The organism is Campylobacter sp. JH23, assembly GCF_017846595.1.
GTDB lineage: Bacteria > Campylobacterota > Campylobacteria > Campylobacterales > Campylobacteraceae > Campylobacter_D > Campylobacter_D coli.
Window position 1 is genome coordinate 93629 of sequence record NZ_JAEQBP010000005.1, and the last position, 18187, is coordinate 111815.

Below are 18187 nucleotides of genomic sequence, written 5' to 3' on the forward strand. Positions count from 1 at the left end.
AGTTTTTTATAAAGGTGATATTATGTTGAAAGTTCTTGAATATTCAATAACACATTTTTTTGAACATATCCTAAGACTTCATATCGAAAAGGCTGAAGATATAGTAGGTGAACTTTATGGAGCCAGTATTCCTGTAATGGAAAAAAGTGGTAGAGAATATCATTTTTATTTATTTTTTCCAAAAGAATTTCTACAAACAATTGCTAATGTTTTAGTTCGTGATGAAAAATTTAAAGAAGATGATTGGTGTGATTTAAGTAAAGAATGCGCCAATCAAATCATAGGCTATGCAAAAAATTTACTCAATGATGCTAAGGGAGATGATGAGTATAAACTTGGCATACCAGAGTATTTAGGTAGGGTTGATTTTTCATCTATTATATTAGATGAATCTTTAACTTATAGCTTTGAAAATCATTATTTTAGAATAGGATATTGTAAATAATGGGCAGTGACATTGATTTTGGAGATCGTCACGGACTTTTGCAGTCTTATGAAGATATCTTAGATATCACAGTAGATTTTGTTAGTGAGCTTGGCACTACCAATATGAGTGTAGCTGAACTTTTAAAACTTGAAGTAGGTTCGGTTATCGATCTTGAAAAACCTGCTGGGGAAAGTGTTGAATTGTATATCAATAAGCGCATCTTTGGTAAGGGCGAAGTTATGGTTTATGAGAAAAATTTAGCAATTAGAATTAATGAAATTCTAGATTCTAAAACCGTACTTCAATATTTCAAAAAAGAAATTTAATGAAAGTTTTATTATTGAGCATACTCGCACTGCCCCTTTTTGCTGTAGAATTAATCAGTTATAATATTTACGATAGAAATGATAGAGTAGATTTAATGCTATCTTTTGATAGTGCTTATGGGGGTAAAATTTCTCAGAAAAAAGAAAAAAATCTTACTCTTTTAACCTTGAGTGATTTAAAATACAGCAAAGAAGAACTCAAAAGTTTAAATTCAGGACTTGTGGATAAGATCAGTATCAGTTCTAAAGATAATAATACATATATCATGCTACAGAACAAAGAGCCAATCTCCTTAGAATTAAGCTCTATTAATGATAAATTTGGAGTTAGGATAAGAGCGGTTCAGCAAGGTAAAGAAAGCATAAATCCTGAACAAAGCAATTTAAGTACAAATGAAGAGCCGATTTTAAATTCTAAAAAGACAAGCTTAGAAGGCTATGATTATACAAATTACATTTTAGTAATGCTGGTTTTATTTGTCTTGCTTATAGTGCTTTGGTGGCTTAAGAGAACTTTAGCTTTTAAAAATACGGGTGTTTCTAGAGATTTTCGTATGGTATTTCAAAGATTTTTAGATAAAAATAATCAATTGATAGTTTTTGAATACGCAAGCAAGCGTTATACTATGATAGTGGGCAATTCTAATATTGTATTAGAAGAGATTGAAATTCCAGATTATGAGCCAAAGGTTACAGAAAAATCTGAAAAAAATTTTGATTCTTTCTTTGAAGAGAATAAAAAGCGTATCCAAAGTCTTATAGAGCAACGCCAAAAGAATAAAAAATCTTAAGGCTTTTGATTGATAGCTAAGGCTATCGTGGCTGGTTTGGTGATTTTTTTCAGTTCATCTTTAGGTAGATCAAGAATTTTTGACTCACTATAAATATAAAGTGTATTGTTGGCAAAAGCAATTTCGATTTTATTTTCATTTGTGCTTAGTATTTTAGCTAAGCTAAGAATAAAATTCAACCAAGAAATGATATGCGTGTTTGGCAAAAGCTGTCTATAGGGCTCAAGATTATAAGGATTTACCTTCTTGCCATTTAATTTAATAAGAGTTGCAATCAACACTTTTTCTTGGTGTGAAAAGCCATAATTTAATCCATTTAAAATAAAATATGCAGAGTGTTCATTAGCAAAGTAAAAATTCAAATATTCACCCAAATGACAAAGTTTTGCGGCATTTAATAGGCTTTGTTGATATTTTTCATGGATTTTATGAAGACCCTGTAAGACTTTAAAAATTTGTATAGAAAAATAAGGTGTTTTGTTGTTTATATTTCCTTGAAGAAATCTATCTTGTAGAGATTTTAAACTAGGGTTAAAATTTACAGGAAAAGTGTGTTTAGGGCGTAGCAAATCTTGCAAGTACACACCCTCGCGAATGCCTACCCCGCTAGTAATGATTTGTTTGGCTTTGAGTTTTTCTGCTATTTTTAGAAAGATAAAAATACCCTCTTTAATAGTATCAAAACGATCTTTTTTGATACCAAAATTAATCAATGCATCTGCTTTAGAGTTAAAAATCTTCAAGATATGCTCTTTTTCATCTTCGAGCATATATCTAAAATCATGTATATTTTTTAAGGGATAAGAGTTTTTTTGCATAATGGAATTTGAAATGGCTCTTAAACTTCCACCTATTGCAATGAGATTTTGATTGCAAAATTCAGAAGGGATTTGTTCTAAAATGGGTTTGATAAAATCATCTAAAGCATCTGCTTTACCTTTATCATAGAACAATTCTTTTAATCTAACCGTTCCTAAGTCTAATGAAATACAAGAGATGATTTTATTGTTTTTTATAAGACAAAGTTCGCTTGAACCTCCACCTATGTCAAGTGTGGTGCCATCTTTAAAAGGACTTAATAAATTTAAGGTTGCAAGACCGCCAAGATAACTTTCGTTTTTTCCATCAATACATCGAATATTTAAGTTTAGCTTATCTTTAATTCTTTTAATAAAATCTTTAGAATTTGGAGCATCTCTTAAAGCTGAAGTACCTATAATGAATATTTTTTTACATTTGTGTTTGAGCGCACATTGTTTAAAAAAAGCTAGAGCATTTTCAGCCCTTTGCATAGAGTCTTCTTGAAGAATTTTGCCATTGTTATAAGCATTTTCTCCAAGTCTAACTTTGCGTTTGTATTCACAAGTAGTATAAAAACTATATCTCGAAGTTTTTTCAAAAACCACCATTCTAATGGAATTTGATCCTAAGTCTACAACAGCGGTTTTTTTTGCCATTAAAATTCTCTATTACGATTTTTTAATTTTAACTCTTCTATGCTTTCAACATTATCAGGATCAGGTATGATACATTCATAAGGACATGCCACTATACAAGCAGGTTCTGAAAAATCATTAACACACTCTGAACAAAGATCAGCATCAATCACATAGATAGGACTATGTTCATAAATAGCCTCATCCGGACACTCTTCTCTACAAGCATCACAACATACGCAATCTTTAGTAATCAAAAGAGCCATTATCACCTTTCAAAATTTTAAAAATAATTTTTAGTTTATACAATAACAAAACTTAAATAAAATATAAAAAATAAATATAAAGATAAAAATTTTGCACCAAAGGGTGCAAAATGCTTAGGATTTTTTAGGAAAACAGAAGCGATATCCTCTGCGTCTAACAGTTTCTATAGTAGAGATATTTAAAGGTTTATCCATTTTTTGGCGTATTTGATTGATCGCTACTTCAATTACATTAGGCGTAACAAGTTCAGGTTCTTCCCAAATAGCATCTAAAAGTTGTTCTTTAGATACAATTTGATCTGAATGTCTTGCTAAATGAGTTAAAACTTCAAAAGGCTTTCCTTTAAGTTCTATATCTTGGCCTTTATAGGTTATTTTCTCTTCATCAGGGTCAATAACTAAATCTTCTATTTTGATTACATTTGTACCACCAAGTCTAAGTCTTGCTTCTATTCTGGCCAATAAAATATCAAAATCTAAAGGTTTTTTTACAAAATCATCTGCTCCAGCTTTGAGTGCTTTAATTTCTGTATCTTTATCTGCTTTTGCAGACATGATCATCACAGAAGTTCTTGGAGACTTATGCTTAATTGTATTGACAAGTTCTGCACCATCGCCATCAGGCAAATTCCAGCTTGCAAGTACTAAGTCGTAGTGTCTTATACCGATAAAATATTCACCGTCTTTGAAATTTTCTGAAGAGTCAGTTTGATAACCAAATTCATTAAGATTATCTATAATAGTTTTATTAAGGCTAATCTCATCCTCTATAACTAAAATCCTCATCATTATATCCTTCATTAAGAAATTTTTAAAAAAGTATAACATAGTTTAAGTAAATGTTTAGATATCTTTAAACAAAATTTAATAAAATTTTTTTAATTTTACACCAACTCTTGCATTTTTGATTATTTCAGGTTTATAAGTTTTGATTTTAATATAGTAAATTTGCGGAAATTTTCTATGTAATTTCGCACAAACAAATTCTAAAGATTCTTCTAGGGTAAGAAATTGTTCTTTTTTATAGTATTTTTTGATTTTTTTTGATACCTTGGCATAATCTAAAAAATCATTTGCTTTAGCTGTAAGATAAATACAAACCTTTTGTTTTTTCTTGCGTTCAAATTTTAATATTCCTATAATGCATTTAAACTGCATTTTGATATTTATATGACTTTGCATTCTTCTTTAAAAACCAATCTTTTGATATTGGGTAAGTGTTTATAAATGATTATAAAAGCTATAATAAATACAGGTGCATGCGTTTTTATAGTTTGCATATCATAATTAAAGATAAAAGAACTTCCTATAAAAACTAATAAAGCCAATAAAGACGCTAAGGATGAAATTTTAAAAATTTTACCCACGATAAACCAAACTATAAATGCTGTTATGAGTTCCAAAGGTAAAAGTACTATCATAGCACCCGCTCCAGTTGCAACCCCTTTGCCGCCTTCAAATAAAAGATAGATGGAAAAGCAATGTCCAAATACCGTTAAAACTGCGACAGTCCAAAGTAAATTTAAATCATAATTTAAAAATTTAAGTACGAGTAAGGGTATAGTTGCTTTTGCAAAGTCTAAAACAATAGTAGCGATTGCAAGTTTTTTAGCTAAAGCTGGATCTTTTTCTTTAACAACCCTTAATACATTGGTTGCGCCTATACTTTTTGAGCCTTGATTTTGTATATTGATTTGAGCAAATTGCTTGGCTAAAATTAAACCAAAAGGAATAGAGCCTAAAAGATAAGCAATTGCATAAATGATTAAATTTTCCATTATTAACCTTAAGAAATAATTGAAGCATTATATGCAAAAAAAATAAATAAATCAAAAAAATAGGATATATTTTGTATTAATTAATTATTAATATTATTTAATAATTTTTATAAATATTTAAGTAATAAAGCTATATTATTTTAGTTTAAGTTTATATCTAAAAGTAAAGGAGTTTGTAAATGAAAGTCAAATCGTTATTGATTGCATCATTAGTTGCTTTTTCAAGTTTAAATGCTCAAAGTCTTATAGAAGAGGCTAAAAATTCAGGTTTAGTTGCCTTACCAAAAGATCAAAAAGGCGTGGATGAGATTTTGAAAGCAAATGGAGTAAAGGCTACTGAATTTACTCTTGATAAAGTTGAGCTTGGTAAAAAACTTTATTTTGAGCCTCGCCTTTCAAAAAGTGGAATTATTTCATGTAATACCTGTCACAATCTAGGACTTGGTGGAGCTGATGGTATTAGTGCGGCAGTGGGACATAAATGGACTGCAAACCCTCATCATTTAAATTCCCCAACTGTATATAATGCTGTTTTAAACACGACTCAATTTTGGGATGGGCGTGCAGGAACTTTAGCGGATCAGGCCAAAGGACCTATTGAATCTGAAGCTGAAATGGCAACTCCAGCAAAATTAGCTGTAGAAAAAATCGCTTCTTTACCTGAATATGTTAAAGAATTTAAGAAAATTTATGGCAAAAGCGGTGTGAATTTTGACAATATTGCTGATGCGATAGCAAATTTTGAAAGAACTTTAATCACTCCATCTCGCTTTGATAATTTCTTAAATGGAGATGAAAAAGCTTTAACTAAAGAGGAGCAAAAAGGTTTAAAACTTTTCATTGACAAAGGTTGTGTAGCTTGTCATAATGGTGTGAATTTAGGTGGAAATATGCAAGCATTTGAGGTTGCAGGTAAGTATAAATTTGCAAATTTGGGTGATTTTAAAGGAGATGAAAATGGCATGGTTAAAACTCCAACTTTAAGAAATGTAGTTGAGACAGCTCCATATTTCCACAATGGTGCGATATGGAAATTAACCGATGCAATTAAAGAAATGGGTAGTGTGCAACTTGGCATTCAAATTTCTGATAAAGAGGCAAAAAGTATAGAAACTTTCTTAAAATCTTTAACTGGAACTAAACCAGCAGTGGTTTATCCTCAACTCCCTGTTTCTACAGAAAAAACTCCAAAGCCTGAACTATAAGGCTTATCAAACCCTAAATCTTTTTAGGGTTTGTTTAAATTTCTTTATCCTAGCTTTGCTATAATTTCTAGAATTTCATTGAGAAAGGTTTAATGATGAAACTTTTTGGGACAGATGGCGTTCGTGGAAAAGCGGGCGAATTTTTAGATAGTTTTTTAGCTATGCGTCTTGCTATGGCCGCTGGAATTTATTTTAAAGATAAGAGTGTTACAAATAATATTTTAGTAGGTAAAGATACAAGAAGAAGTGGTTATATGATAGAAAATGCTATTGTTTCAGGTCTTACTTCTATAGGATATAATGTGATACAAATAGGCCCTATGCCAACACCTGCAATTGCATTTTTAACTGAAGATATGCGTTGTGATGCGGGTATTATGATTTCAGCTTCACACAATCCTTATTATGATAACGGGATTAAATTTTTTGATGCACATGGGAATAAGCTTAGCGAAGATATAGAAAAAAAGATTGAAGAAATTTATTATGATGATAAGCTTATCCAAAGCTCTAAAGTTGATATGGAGAAAATTGGCCAGGCTAAAAGAATTGATGATGTTATAGGAAGATATATTGTTTCTATTAAGAATTCCTTCCCTAAGGATTTAACTCTAAAATCATTGCGTGTAGTTTTAGATGTAGCTCATGGAGCGGCTTATAAGGTAGCTCCGACTGTTTTTAAAGAACTGGGAGCTGAAGTTATAGTGATGAGTGATAAACCTAATGGGCTTAATATCAATGAAAATTGTGGAGCCTTGTATCCTTCAAATTTAGCCGCTGAAGTAAAGCGTTTGCGTGCAGATGTTGGTTTTGCTTTTGATGGAGATGCGGATCGTTTGGTAGTGGTAGATGAAAAGGGTGAAGTAGCAAATGGAGATAGCCTGCTTGGAGTTTTAGCTCTTTTCTTAAAAGAACAGGGCAAATTAAAATCCAGTGTGGTAGCTACTATCATGAGCAATGGGGCTTTGAAAGAATTTTTAAATGGACATGGTATAGAGCTCGATACTTGTAATGTAGGCGATAAATATGTACTTGAGAAATTAAAAGTTAGGGGTGGAAACTTTGGCGGAGAGCAAAGTGGGCATATTATTTTTAGCGATTATGCAAAAACAGGCGATGGTCTTATAGCAGCTTTGCAATTTAGTGCTTTGATGCTTTGCAAGAAAAAGTCCGCAAGTACTATTTTAGGACAAATCAAACCTTATCCTCAACTTTTAACCAATCTTAAAATTTCAGAAAAAAAAGATTTGGATAAAATTAAAGGTTTGAAGGAATTAAAACAAGATTTGGAAAATAAAAATATTAATGTGTTATTTCGCTATTCTGGAACAGAAAATTTGATCAGACTTTTACTAGAAGCTAAAGATGCTAAAATTTTAGAAAAAGAAATGAAAAATGTAGTTGAATTTTTCAAGAAAGCATTAAATGGTTAAAAGATATAAAACTATCTTGATCTTCATTTTAGTTTTTATTGCAGTTTTTGCTTTTGATCAGTGGGTAAAATCTTTAACTTTATCGGGTTTGCGTTGGCAAAGTGAGTATTTGGATTTAACTTATGCTCTAAACACAGGAGTTGCTTTTTCTATGTTTAGTTTTTTAGAGCATTATTTAAAATATTTACATTTAGCCTTGATATTGGCGCTTGTTATATACCTTTTGTGGCAAAAACAATTCTTAAGAGAACATTTAGTGGCTTTTGGTATGATGCTAGGGGCGGGGTGTTCGAATTTGCTTGACCGTTTTATACACGGGGGAGTAGTGGATATGTTTTTTTGGCATAAATGGTTTCATTTTGCTATTTTTAATGTAGCAGATGTGATGATAAACATAAGCGTTGCCTTAATCTTAATAAAAGAAATTTTTATAAAAAAGGAAAAAAATGACAGAATGGATTAATGAGTATTATTCTTGGATTAAATGGGTGCATTATTTAGCATTTGTTTCTTGGATGGCAGGACTTTTTTATTTGCCTCGTTTGTTTGTATATCATGCAGAAAATAAAAACAATAAAGGTTTTGTTGATGTTGTAAAGATACAAGAAAGAAGACTTTATTTTGGTATACAAAATCCAGCGATGATAGCAACGGTTATTAGTGGGAGTTTAATGTTACATGCTCATAAAGAAGTTTTGATGGTGGGTTCTGGCTTTATGCATGCAAAACTTACCTGTGCTACGCTTTTAATCATTTTTCATATACATAATTATTTTTGCTTAAAAGCTTTGGCGAATGATACTTCTACAAAAAGCGGAAGATATTTTAGAATTTATAATGAATTTCCTACTTTAATGTTTATTATCATTGCTTTAATGATGGTGATTCGTCCGTTTTAATTTTCATTTCTATTTAATTTCAAAAAAAAGAAATTAAATAGAACTTATATTTTCTTTCATTATATTGATAAAATCTTTATTTTTTAAGCGCTTACTATCTCTAAATACCGCGCGCACAAGATCCATTCCTGTGTAAAAATCCTTCATTAAGACCACAAAGAGATACTGTCCAAATTCACTTGTGATTAAGGCGCCATTTTCTTTTTTGATAGCATTGCTTATTTTAAGTCCTAAAAGTTCTTTGAAGAGTTCTTTTTCAAGATCACAATTAAGGGTTTGATTGAATTTATCAATTTGTATTTTCCCTGCAAACATTTCAGTTAAAAATATGTATTTGATAATCTCTTTTCGTGTAAAACTCGCTTTTGCTATATTGGCATTTTGTTTTTCTTGTATCATCTTTGCATAATCATTTAAATCAAAAGCATTGATAAGCAACTCCCCATCTAAAAAGCTAAAAGCTCCACTTCCAACGCCTAAATATTCATGGTGAGAGCTTACATATTCATCATTGAGTTGATTTTTTTCTAAAGAAAAACTCCAGCCATTATTTTGCTGATAATCCTTGAAAAAATTTCGTATCATTTGATAGTATTTAAATTCATTATCTTTAGTTTCAACACCAAGACTTTTGGCTATATTGTCTTTGGTTAGATTGGATTTCATTAAAGGATAGGTTGTGATTTGTTGAGGAGCTAAATTTTTAGCGATTTTTAAATCATTTAAAAGCTGTTCTTCTGTTTGTGAGGGGAAATTAAAAATTAAATCAAGGCTAAAAATTGGCAAAATTCCCAAAGCTTTTGAAATTTTTTCTTGTAATTGTTTAGAAGAACCAAATTTATTATATCTTGCTATTTTTTTTAAAATTTCATCATCAAAACTTTGAATTCCACAGCTTAAACGATCGATTATACCTTTAAACATAGAGAGTTTTTCAGGAATTATATGATTAGGATCGCTTTCGCAAGAAATTTCTTTGATATTGAAAAGTTTTTTACAAAGTTCTAGAGTTTTTAGTAATTCATTTTCATTAATCAATGTTGTTCCGCCCCCTACATACATTGAGCTAAAATCAAAACCTTTATCTTTTATAAGCATAAGCTCTTTTCTTAAATTTTCAAAATAAATTTTAGCCAATTCCTCATCATAATAGTATTTATGAAAACTACAATAAGGACAAAAGGTATGGCAAAAGGGTATGTGAGCATAAAGCATATAAGTTTTATCTTTTTTGGCTTGTTTTTCTTGAGGATTTTTCAAAAGTTCGACATTGAAACTTTTATGTAGAGATTTTTCCATCATAGCATGAGAATATTTTAAAGCCAAATTTTGAAATAAATTCATTAACCCACCTTAAAGTAGAAAATATAATATAACTTTATCAATTTTTTATTAAATCAAGTGTAAATTTTTTTTATTTTTAGCAAAAAAATGCTATAACTTTCAAAATAATTAGAAAGGATGGCTTATGGATAAAACAAAAGTAGTAGAAAATTTAAACGCATTGTTTAAACAAAGGGCGGAATTTTATTCTTATTTTGATAAGAATATTTCAAAAGTTGGCAATACTGAAGTATTTGACTTTAGTAATGCTAAGGACTTAAATGCAGAGGAAGTTTATAAGCAATTTTATCATTTAGATTATGCGATGAGAAAATTATTACCAGCTATTTATAAAGCATATGAGGTTAGTGATTCTGATTTAAATAGAGATTTTTAAAAATAAGCTCTAATTTAGAGAGTAAGTTTTACTCTCTAAAGGACATATCTAAAGTTTTTGATTCTTCTTCTATATTTTTGCTGATATTTTCACCTTGTTCAAATCCGCCACCAAAAGCTTTGATAACATTGACTATAGAATTAGCATAAGAATATTTGGTATTATTAAAAGCAACTGTAGCATTTAACCAGTCTTGACGCGCTTGTAGATAGTCTTGCAAAGACATTTCGCCCACATCATAACGCTCTTTACTTATTTCATAAATTCTTTTGTAGGATAATTCGCTTGCTTGTGCGTTATTGTATTGCAAGCGAATAGTCTTTCTTGCAATTAAAGCATAGCGAATTTCTCCAAAAGCTGCAACTAAGGTATTTTGATAATTTACAAAAGCTTCATCTTTGTTGAGTTTTGCTAAATTCACATTTTGATAAATTTCTCCCCAGTGGAAAATTGGCATTACGAAATTCCCACCTATACTCCAAGTCCTAGAGCCCGCTTCCACAAGTGTATTTAAATCCCCGCTTTCAAATCCTAATAAGCCTGTTAAAGAAAGATTAGGCAAGAAAGCTGTGCGAGCTACTCCTACTAGATAATTTTGTTGAGTAAGTTTTTCTAAAGAAGATCCAATATCAGGACGCTGCAAGAGTATAGTGCTTGAAATTCCGCTCGGTATATCAAAATCTTTGAGTTTAAAAACCTGATAAGCTTGATCTTGATAAAGAATATCGTTTAAATCATTTGAAGTTAGAATTTTTAAAGCTTTAAGATAGTTTTCTTTATTTAATTTTGCTTCATTGTATTGTAAAGCAGTACTTTCTAAATTTGCTCTTGATTGCGCGATTTCGTATTCTCCTACTGCTCCTACTTGAAATTTTTCATAATTAATTTGATAAATTTCTTGTGCAGATTCATAAGCATCTTTTAAAGCTTTTTCATTTTCATTTGCATTTACAAAATTAAAATAAGTCTGAACCACGCTTGAAACTATAGAAAGTCTCGCAGCTTCATAATCATACTGACTGGCTTTAAAGCCTGATCTTGAAGCGCGATAAGTATCGCGGTATCTTCCCCAAAGATCAATTTCATAGCTTAAATCCAGTCCCATTTTAAAATCATTGCCATAGCTTACTCCCCCAGTGCGGTTGTTTGGAGCATTTGTAGGTGTTTTTGCACGATTTGCACTAGCGCTACCATCTAATTTTGGTAATAAATCACTAAAATCTATGCCTAATTGGGCAGCAGCTTGTTCCATATGAATAAAAGCAAGTTTTAAATCATTATTGTTCTGAAGAGCTAAATCAACTACGTGATTTAATTTCTCATCATCAAATTCTTTCCACCATTCTTTAGAAAGAGTATGATTGTTTTCTTTTTCCCAAGATAGGGCGCCCAGTTTATTATCAAGACTATAATTTGCTTCTGGGATATTTAAATTTGGACTTAAAGAACAAGCTGAAATAAAAAGGCTTAAGCTTGCTATAACACTTATTGAAATTATTTTATTCATGAACTTTACCCCTTTTCTTATCTAGCCATTCATTAAAATTTTCTAAAAGATAGAAAAATAAAGGCACAAAGAATATCGCTAAAGTTGATGCTGCGATCATTCCACCAATAAGCCCTGTTCCTAAAGAGTGTCTTGAAGCACTTCCTGCTCCTGTTGCGAAAATCATTGGCAAGACCCCAAAAGTAAAAGCTAAAGAAGTCATTATGATAGGACGAAAACGAAGTTTTGCTGCTGCAACAGCTGCTTCAAAAACTCCTTTACCTTTTTTAAAGCGCTCTTCCATTGCAAATTCTACGATTAAGATAGCATTTTTAGCTGAAAGTCCAATCAAGAGCAAAAGTCCTGTTTGAAAATATATATCATTAGTAAATCCTCTTAAGTATACAAGTAAAAACGAACCAAAAACGGCAAAAGGTACAGCTGTAACAACAGCTAAAGGTATAAGCCATCTTTCATATTGAGCAGCTAGAATTAAAAAGACAAATATCATACCTAAAGCAAAAGCATAACTTGCTGTTCCTTTACTAGAAACTTCTTGATAAGCTGATCCACTCCAAGCTATCGAATAATCATCCCCTAAAGTTTCTTTTGCTACTTGAGCAATCGCTTCTATAGCTTGACCTGAAGTATAACCTGGTGCGGGTTGACCTTGAACTTGTGCTGCTGGGAAAAGGTTGAATCGTTTTACATCATCAGGCCCTGAACTTCTTTGTAAAGTTAAGAAAGAATCAAGTGGTATCATTTTTCCATCATTTGATCTTACAAAAATATTTTTTAATGTATCTTGTGTATTTCTAAAATCACCTTTTGCGCGGATATTTACTTGGAAATTTTTACCTAGCATAGAAAAATCATTAACATAATATGTTCCAATGGTTGCATTCATTGTACTGAAAACATCTTGCATATTTAAATTAAAATGCTTTAGTTTATCTCTATCAATGATGAGTTTATATTGAGGAAAGCTCGTATCAAGAGTAGTTCGAACCCCATATAATTCCTCTCTTTGATTGGCTGCTGCTACAAGTTTATTTACATCTTCTTGAATTTGATCGTAGCTTTTTCCGCTTTTGTTTTGAACATACATTTCAAAACCGCCTGTGATACTTAATCCAGGTATAGGAGGTAAGCCTATAAATATACTTGAAGCATTGCGATCAAAAGCAAATTTTTTATTAAGCTCCATGGCGATTTCATCAGCACTCACATTTCTATCTTTCCAATCTTTCAAGCCTATAAACATTGCAGCGGCATTTTCTTTGAGTGAACTTGTAAAAAGATCAAATCCTATCATAGCCATTGCATCTTTAACTCCATTAGTTTTTAAAACTTCTTGATTTATGTGATCAACTTCTGAGATTGTTCTATGGAGTGCTGAAGCTGAAGGAAGGTTGATAATACCTATCATTAAACCTTGATCTTCTTCAGGAACTAAAGAATTTGGTACTGCTTTATTAAGATAAAAAATTGCTCCAAGCATAATACAAAAAATTAAAACAAAACGAATGGTTCTTTTAAGCATATAAGCAACGCCTGCACTAAATATAGAAGTGCTCCAGTCAAAGAAATCATTAAATTTTTGAACGATATAAAAAGGCTTGCTTTCATTGCGTCTTAAAAAGAGTGCACATAAAGAAGGTGTTAAAGTAAGAGCTACAAAACCTGATATGGTTACAGATATAGCTAAGGTAAGAGCAAATTGTCTTTGAATCTCTCCAACAAAACCTGATATAAAAGAAACTGGTACAAAAACAGCACAAAGCACAAGAACAATTGAAATAACCGGAGAGCTAACTTCTTGCATCGCTTGGATAGCAGCATCTTTTACGCTTATTTGCTCATTTTCATGTAAAATCCTATCAATATTTTCTACAACTATAATCGCATCATCTACAACGATCCCTATAGCTAAAATCAAGGCAAAAAGTGTAAGCAGGTTAATACTAAAGCCTAAAACATAAAGTCCAGCAAAAGTTCCTAACAATGAAACAGGTACAGCTATCATAGGAATAAGCGTTGCACGGAAATTCTTTAAGAACATATACATAACAATAATAACCAAAATCAACGCTTCAACAAAGGTTTTTATAACTTCTTTAATAGACTCGATAACAAATTTAGTCGTATCATAAGGAATCTTATATTCTAAACCCTCAGGAAAGCTCTTTGATAGTTCTTGCATTTTAGCTTCTACAAGTTTTGCTGTATTGAGTGCATTTGCTCCTGATTGAAGATTGATCATAATTGGAACTGCATCATTGCCATTTAATCGTCCTTGTGAGCTGTATTGTTGTGATCCTATTTCCACATCAGCTACATCTTTAAGTCTTAAAAATGATCCATCATTATTTGTTCTTAAAATAATGTTTTCAAATTCACTAGGATTTTGTAGTCTTCCTTGCATAGTGATTGAATAAACATAAGGGGATTTTTGGGTTACAGGTTCTTCGCCAATTTTACCAGTTGCGTATTGGGCATTTTGGTCATTAACCGCAGAAATTACATCAGTAGCTGTGATTCCAAATTTATTTAATAAATCAGGCTTGAGCCAAATTCTTAAAGAATAATTACGATTTCCTATAGCGTTTGCATCTCCAACTCCTGGAACCCTTTTTAACTCATCTAAAACATTTAAAGTGATATAGTTATATACATCTACTGCACTCATTGAGCCATCACTTGAATACATAGAAATTGCAGCAAGTGTTGCTGAGGAAGTTTTTCTAACTGTTACTCCAAGTTTTTTAACTGCATCTGGCATTTTTGCAGTTGCGGCTGAAATTCTATTATTAACATCTATGGTGGCTTGATCAGGATCTGTACCGATATCAAAATAAACAGTCAAACTCATAGTTCCTGAAGAACTTGAAGTTGAATCCATGTAAATCATATTATCTGCGCCATTGATTGCATCTTCGATAGGACTTGCAACTGTTGAAGCAATGGTTTGTGCATCAGCTCCTGTGTAAGTTGCACTTACTTTAACTGTAGGAGGGGTTAAAGAAGGATATTGTTCTATAGGTAAATTTGTAAGACCTATAGCTCCAGCCAAAGAGATGATAATGGCTACAACGGAAGCAAAAACAGGTCTTTCGATAAAAAATTTAGAAAACATTATTGTGCTCCAATTTCTTTAACTTCGCTACCAACTTGAATTTTTTTAAAGTTATCTAAAATGATTTTATCGCCATTTTGTAATCCTTTGTCAATAATGGCATATTCATTGTTTTGGTAGCTTATATGTACAGAAGATTTTTCTACTTTTCCATTTTTAACAAGAAGAACATAAACATCATTTTGATTTTGTTTAACAGCTATTTGAGGCACTTTAAAGCCATTTTTTTGTATAAAACCTTCTGAAGTAATTGTTGCAAAAGCACCTGGTAAAAGTGTTGAGTTGTTGTTGTCAAATATAGCTTTGGCTTTTACTGTTCCACTATTAGCATCTATAACAGAATCAATAAAATAAAGTTTGCCTTGAACGGTTTCTCCATTAAGATTTAAATTTGCATAGATATTGCTTAAATCCCATTTTCCATCTTGAGTATTGCGAACGATATTGAGTTTATCCGTATCTGAAATGTAAAAATCAGCATAGATTGGATTGAGGTTTGTAATTCTTACGAGTTCAGTTGAAGAGGAGCTAACATAATCTCCTATATTAATCAAAGCATCTCCTACAATACCATCAAAAGGAGCTTTAATTTCAGTATAAGCTAAATCAATGCGTGCATTTTCTAAGTCTGCTCTAGCACTGGTGAGATTTGCTTTTGTGTTGTTAAAATTTGCTAAGGCGCTATCATATTCTTTTTGAGAGATTGCTCCTTTATTATAAAGAGTTTTTGAACGGTTATAATCTTTGCTGGCATTGTCAAAATTTGCTCTAGCCATTAAAGCTTTTCCATAAGCTGAATTTACACTTGCTTTAAATTTATCTTGTTCGATAATGAAAAGTGTTTGTCCTTTTTTAATTAAATCACCCGCTTTGAAAAGTTTCTCCACGATAACACCGCTTACTTGAGGTTTGATGATAACATCATAATCACTAACAAGTTTTGCAGGATAAGTAAAGTTAAGCGGTAAATTTTCAGCTTTAGCACTCATTGTACTAACGGATTGAGGGAGTGTTTGTTTTTGAGGTGCTTCTTCTTTGCTGCAAGCAGTGAGTAAAAGCACAACACCTAAAGCTAAAATAGTATTTTTTTGAAATAATTTCATGGTTTTGCCTTGAAAAATTAAATTAAAAATTGTAATTTTTATCACAAAAATTTTTGGCTAATTATATCTTAATTTTGGTTAATAAAATTATTTTTAAGCTTTGGAGCTATTGATTCCATTTAGAAAAACATTTACAACAAATTCAACATGTTCTTTTTGTTCTTTTTTATTTTTCAAAGGAGCATTAATTAAAACATTAAGATGATGATAAGGTTCTTTTAACATAGTACAAAAAAGAACAGCAAGTTTTTCTGCATTTTTTTTCATATAAGAATTATTTTGTTGCTTGAAAAAATCCATAAGTATGTTATAGGAAAAATTTTGTTGATTGTTTTCTATCCAATTGGCAAGATGTCTATCTTTGTCATAAACTTGAGAATAGATAATTTTACCAAAAGCTACAGCTTCTGGTTGATTGAAAATTTCTATAAAAGCTAAACCAAAAGAAGTTAAAATTTCTTTTAAAGTGCCATTTTCAATTTCTTGTGTTTTGGAATAAATAAGATGAAAGTGTTTTTTACATATGTCATCTAAAATTTCAAAGAATAGCCCTTCTTTACTTTTAAAACCATCATAAATATTAGAATAAGATCCTCCGGATAATTTAATAATATCACTCAAACTTGTTTCTTGGTATCCTTTTGTTAAAAAAAGCTCTAAGGCCACTGCTTTGATTTTTTCTTGTCTGGCTAAAACTTTTTGTGATGGTGTTCTATTTGAGTTCATTTTTATCCTTTATAAGAGTGCTTTTAGGGTATACAAATATACTTTTTCTAAAAACCGAAATTTTTTCATTATCCTTTGCGTAAGCTTTTATATGTAAAGGAAAGATTACATCTTTTTTATCATTATTTGCTAAATTTTTTGTAGCCCTGATAACAACTATTTTTTTGACTTGTTCTCCTGCTTTTAATTTAAAAGGTTTGTTTGGTCTTATGATCTCAATTCCATCATTTATTCCTTCTAAATTTGCTGTAAAATAATATTCATGAGGTTTAGAATCTGTATTTTGAAACAAAAAGGTATAAGCATTTGAAATGACTAATTCACCTTTAACATTTGAAATATTATATAATTCACTACTACGATTGATATTTAAAAGCATGCTTTCTTTTTTGCTTCCCATGATGATTAAAGCCAGTAAAGCAATTAAAAGAACTATAAAATATGCTATCGTTCTAAATCTTAAATAATGAACTTTAGAACGCGTTTCAATAGCTTTTGCACTTGTCCAATTGATCAAACTTGGACGATTAAATTTGCTTTGCACCTTAGAGCAAGCATCGGCGCATTCAAGACAATTGATACATTCAAGTTGCATTCCTTTGCGTATGTCAATATGAGTTGGACAGATGCTAACACAGGCTTCGCAACCTATGCATTCTCCCTCAGGTGGTTTTTTATGAAGTTTGGTATGTCCATCATAGATCAAGCCCCCGCGTTTTTCATCGTAAATCACTTGCATTGTATCATGATCAAACATTACAGATTGTATTCTTGCATAAGGACAGACATAAACACAAAACTTTTCTTGTAAATAGGTAATATCTAAAGTAAAAAGTAAGCTAGCACAAAATAAAATTCCAAGTAAAAGTAGATGCTCGCCAGGGTTTTGAATATAATTGAAAAAATCTTCAGGAGGAATAAAGTACCAAAGTAAATTACTAATAGCAACTAAAGATATAAAATAAAAAATTATTACTCCAAGAAATTTTTTAAAATATTGTCCCTCATATTCTTTTTGTTTATTATTAATATTTTTGCGAATTTTAAGAAATTTAGTTTGTATAATATCCCTATATATAACTCTAAAAATCGTTTGTGGACAACTCCAAGCACACCAAATTCTTCCACCTAAAGTTGTAATAAAAAAAATAAATAAAAAAAGAAATATAAGAACAAAAGGCATGAGATAAAATTCTTGTGTTGAGAAAGAAATAAAAAATAGGTTTAATTTAGAGTGATCAAAACTTAAAAGAAAAAAATGGTTTTCATTAATTTTTATGAAAGGTAGGGCAAATATGATAATACTTGCAATTAAATATACAAAATATCGTTTTTTTGTATAGTTTGTAATGTGTCCTTGCATTTTTAGACCTTAATTATAATTTTTAGCACTTTATAATTAAGGATTATAACCGATAAAAACTAAAACAATTTTTAAATGCTTTCTAAGTTAGA

General features: G+C 30.8%; 19 protein-coding genes. 8 read left to right on the forward strand and 11 right to left on the reverse strand.

Annotated elements, in window-relative coordinates:
• Positions 1–22 precede the first annotated feature (22 nt).
• The 3 genes from KAR88_RS06255 to KAR88_RS06265 are packed head-to-tail and all read left to right on the forward strand — an operon-like array spanning position 23 to position 1544.
• On the forward strand, positions 23–445 hold the full coding sequence (locus KAR88_RS06255; protein ID WP_002778240.1) for a chemotaxis protein CheX: 423 nt from the start codon (positions 23–25) through the stop codon (positions 443–445).
• Positions 445–753: a flagellar motor switch protein FliN gene (gene fliN / locus KAR88_RS06260; protein ID WP_002778241.1), complete on the forward strand. Its 309-nt coding sequence runs from the start codon at positions 445–447 to the stop codon at positions 751–753. Before KAR88_RS06255 ends, fliN begins: the two co-directional genes overlap by 1 nt.
• Positions 753–1544 (forward strand): hypothetical protein, encoded by a 792-nt coding sequence (locus tag KAR88_RS06265; protein ID WP_002780673.1) that lies wholly within the window; start codon positions 753–755, stop codon positions 1542–1544. The genes fliN and KAR88_RS06265 overlap by 1 nt, the downstream gene beginning before the upstream one ends.
• Here KAR88_RS06265 and KAR88_RS06270 read toward each other — a convergent pair.
• The 5 genes from KAR88_RS06270 to plsY all read right to left on the reverse strand — a co-directional run bounded on the left by KAR88_RS06270 (position 1541) and on the right by plsY (position 5024).
• Positions 1541–3001: a Ppx/GppA phosphatase family protein gene (locus KAR88_RS06270; protein WP_002791342.1), complete on the reverse strand. Its 1461-nt coding sequence runs from the start codon at positions 2999–3001 to the stop codon at positions 1541–1543. The genes KAR88_RS06265 and KAR88_RS06270 overlap by 4 nt on opposite strands.
• The gene (locus KAR88_RS06275) at positions 3001–3246 is read right to left on the reverse strand and encodes a YfhL family 4Fe-4S dicluster ferredoxin (RefSeq protein ID WP_002778244.1); all 246 of its coding nucleotides are present in this window, start codon (positions 3244–3246) and stop codon (positions 3001–3003) included. Before KAR88_RS06275 ends, KAR88_RS06270 begins: the two co-directional genes overlap by 1 nt.
• A gap of 114 nt (positions 3247–3360) precedes the next feature.
• Positions 3361–4032 carry a homeostatic response regulator transcription factor HsrA gene (gene hsrA, locus KAR88_RS06280; protein WP_002778246.1) on the reverse strand — a complete coding sequence of 224 codons (672 nt, stop codon included), beginning with the start codon at positions 4030–4032 and terminating at the stop codon, positions 3361–3363.
• 78 nt (positions 4033–4110) lie between these two features.
• The gene (locus tag KAR88_RS06285) at positions 4111–4428 is read right to left on the reverse strand and encodes a dihydroneopterin aldolase (protein WP_002780678.1); all 318 of its coding nucleotides are present in this window, start codon (positions 4426–4428) and stop codon (positions 4111–4113) included.
• On the reverse strand, positions 4413–5024 hold the full coding sequence (gene plsY / locus KAR88_RS06290) for a glycerol-3-phosphate 1-O-acyltransferase PlsY (protein ID WP_002778250.1): 612 nt from the start codon (positions 5022–5024) through the stop codon (positions 4413–4415). The genes KAR88_RS06285 and plsY overlap by 16 nt, the downstream gene beginning before the upstream one ends.
• Positions 5025–5203: 179 nt before the next feature.
• Here plsY and KAR88_RS06295 point away from each other — a divergent pair, with 179 nt between their 5' ends.
• From KAR88_RS06295 to hemJ, 4 genes are all read left to right on the forward strand, one after another.
• Positions 5204–6229 carry a cytochrome-c peroxidase gene (locus KAR88_RS06295; RefSeq protein ID WP_002778252.1) on the forward strand — a complete coding sequence of 342 codons (1026 nt, stop codon included), beginning with the start codon at positions 5204–5206 and terminating at the stop codon, positions 6227–6229.
• Positions 6230–6324: 95 nt separating this feature from the next.
• Positions 6325–7662 (forward strand): phosphoglucosamine mutase, encoded by a 1338-nt coding sequence (gene glmM, locus KAR88_RS06300; RefSeq protein ID WP_002780681.1) that lies wholly within the window; start codon positions 6325–6327, stop codon positions 7660–7662.
• Positions 7655–8125 (forward strand): signal peptidase II, encoded by a 471-nt coding sequence (gene lspA, locus KAR88_RS06305; RefSeq protein ID WP_002778269.1) that lies wholly within the window; start codon positions 7655–7657, stop codon positions 8123–8125. Before glmM ends, lspA begins: the two co-directional genes overlap by 8 nt.
• Entirely contained in the window at positions 8109–8561 is a 453-nt protein-coding gene (gene hemJ, locus KAR88_RS06310; protein ID WP_002778272.1) for a protoporphyrinogen oxidase HemJ, read from the forward strand. The genes lspA and hemJ overlap by 17 nt, the downstream gene beginning before the upstream one ends.
• A 33-nt stretch (positions 8562–8594) precedes the next feature.
• Here hemJ and KAR88_RS06315 read toward each other — a convergent pair whose 3' ends face one another.
• On the reverse strand, positions 8595–9905 hold the full coding sequence (locus KAR88_RS06315; protein WP_002778274.1) for a coproporphyrinogen III oxidase family protein: 1311 nt from the start codon (positions 9903–9905) through the stop codon (positions 8595–8597).
• Between the two features lie 124 nt (positions 9906–10029).
• On the opposite strand from KAR88_RS06315, the gene cmeU reads away from it, so the two are divergent.
• Positions 10030–10281, forward strand: coding sequence for a CmeU family protein (gene cmeU / locus KAR88_RS06320; protein WP_002778275.1), 252 nt, complete (start codon positions 10030–10032; stop codon positions 10279–10281).
• A 28-nt stretch (positions 10282–10309) separates the two neighbouring features.
• Here cmeU and cmeC read toward each other — a convergent pair whose 3' ends face one another.
• The 5 genes from cmeC to ccoG all read right to left on the reverse strand — a co-directional run bounded on the left by cmeC (position 10310) and on the right by ccoG (position 18095).
• Complete coding sequence (gene cmeC, locus KAR88_RS06325; RefSeq protein WP_002778278.1) at positions 10310–11788, reverse strand: multidrug efflux transporter outer membrane subunit CmeC; 1479 nt, start codon at positions 11786–11788, stop codon at positions 10310–10312.
• Positions 11781–14903 carry a multidrug efflux RND transporter permease subunit CmeB gene (gene cmeB, locus KAR88_RS06330; RefSeq protein WP_151014658.1) on the reverse strand — a complete coding sequence of 1041 codons (3123 nt, stop codon included), beginning with the start codon at positions 14901–14903 and terminating at the stop codon, positions 11781–11783. The genes cmeC and cmeB overlap by 8 nt, the downstream gene beginning before the upstream one ends.
• Positions 14903–16006 carry an efflux RND transporter periplasmic adaptor subunit gene (locus KAR88_RS06335; RefSeq protein ID WP_192801873.1) on the reverse strand — a complete coding sequence of 368 codons (1104 nt, stop codon included), beginning with the start codon at positions 16004–16006 and terminating at the stop codon, positions 14903–14905. Before KAR88_RS06335 ends, cmeB begins: the two co-directional genes overlap by 1 nt.
• A 93-nt stretch (positions 16007–16099) precedes the next feature.
• Entirely contained in the window at positions 16100–16732 is a 633-nt protein-coding gene (gene cmeR / locus KAR88_RS06340) for a multidrug efflux system transcriptional regulator CmeR (RefSeq protein WP_002886252.1), read from the reverse strand.
• On the reverse strand, positions 16719–18095 hold the full coding sequence (gene ccoG / locus KAR88_RS06345; protein ID WP_182579341.1) for a cytochrome c oxidase accessory protein CcoG: 1377 nt from the start codon (positions 18093–18095) through the stop codon (positions 16719–16721). Before ccoG ends, cmeR begins: the two co-directional genes overlap by 14 nt.
• Positions 18096–18187 lie beyond the last annotated feature (92 nt).

What these genes read in the sequence shown, in the direction of transcription:
- KAR88_RS06255 (WP_002778240.1), top strand. Translation starts at nt 23, where the DNA reads ATGTTGAAAGTTCTTGAATATTCAATAACACATTTTTTTGAACATATC.
- fliN (WP_002778241.1), top strand. Translation starts at nt 445, where the DNA reads ATGGGCAGTGACATTGATTTTGGAGATCGTCACGGACTTTTGCAGTCT.
- KAR88_RS06265 (WP_002780673.1), top strand. Translation starts at nt 753, where the DNA reads ATGAAAGTTTTATTATTGAGCATACTCGCACTGCCCCTTTTTGCTGTA.
- KAR88_RS06270 (WP_002791342.1), bottom strand. Translation starts at nt 3,001, where the DNA reads ATGGCAAAAAAAACCGCTGTTGTAGACTTAGGATCAAATTCCATTAGA.
- KAR88_RS06275 (WP_002778244.1), bottom strand. Translation starts at nt 3,246, where the DNA reads ATGGCTCTTTTGATTACTAAAGATTGCGTATGTTGTGATGCTTGTAGA.
- hsrA (WP_002778246.1), bottom strand. Translation starts at nt 4,032, where the DNA reads ATGAGGATTTTAGTTATAGAGGATGAGATTAGCCTTAATAAAACTATT.
- KAR88_RS06285 (WP_002780678.1), bottom strand. Translation starts at nt 4,428, where the DNA reads ATGCAAAGTCATATAAATATCAAAATGCAGTTTAAATGCATTATAGGA.
- plsY (WP_002778250.1), bottom strand. Translation starts at nt 5,024, where the DNA reads ATGGAAAATTTAATCATTTATGCAATTGCTTATCTTTTAGGCTCTATT.
- KAR88_RS06295 (WP_002778252.1), top strand. Translation starts at nt 5,204, where the DNA reads ATGAAAGTCAAATCGTTATTGATTGCATCATTAGTTGCTTTTTCAAGT.
- glmM (WP_002780681.1), top strand. Translation starts at nt 6,325, where the DNA reads ATGAAACTTTTTGGGACAGATGGCGTTCGTGGAAAAGCGGGCGAATTT.
- lspA (WP_002778269.1), top strand. Translation starts at nt 7,655, where the DNA reads ATGGTTAAAAGATATAAAACTATCTTGATCTTCATTTTAGTTTTTATT.
- hemJ (WP_002778272.1), top strand. Translation starts at nt 8,109, where the DNA reads ATGACAGAATGGATTAATGAGTATTATTCTTGGATTAAATGGGTGCAT.
- KAR88_RS06315 (WP_002778274.1), bottom strand. Translation starts at nt 9,905, where the DNA reads ATGAATTTATTTCAAAATTTGGCTTTAAAATATTCTCATGCTATGATG.
- cmeU (WP_002778275.1), top strand. Translation starts at nt 10,030, where the DNA reads ATGGATAAAACAAAAGTAGTAGAAAATTTAAACGCATTGTTTAAACAA.
- cmeC (WP_002778278.1), bottom strand. Translation starts at nt 11,788, where the DNA reads ATGAATAAAATAATTTCAATAAGTGTTATAGCAAGCTTAAGCCTTTTT.
- cmeB (WP_151014658.1), bottom strand. Translation starts at nt 14,903, where the DNA reads ATGTTTTCTAAATTTTTTATCGAAAGACCTGTTTTTGCTTCCGTTGTA.
- KAR88_RS06335 (WP_192801873.1), bottom strand. Translation starts at nt 16,006, where the DNA reads ATGAAATTATTTCAAAAAAATACTATTTTAGCTTTAGGTGTTGTGCTT.
- cmeR (WP_002886252.1), bottom strand. Translation starts at nt 16,732, where the DNA reads ATGAACTCAAATAGAACACCATCACAAAAAGTTTTAGCCAGACAAGAA.
- ccoG (WP_182579341.1), bottom strand. Translation starts at nt 18,095, where the DNA reads ATGCAAGGACACATTACAAACTATACAAAAAAACGATATTTTGTATAT.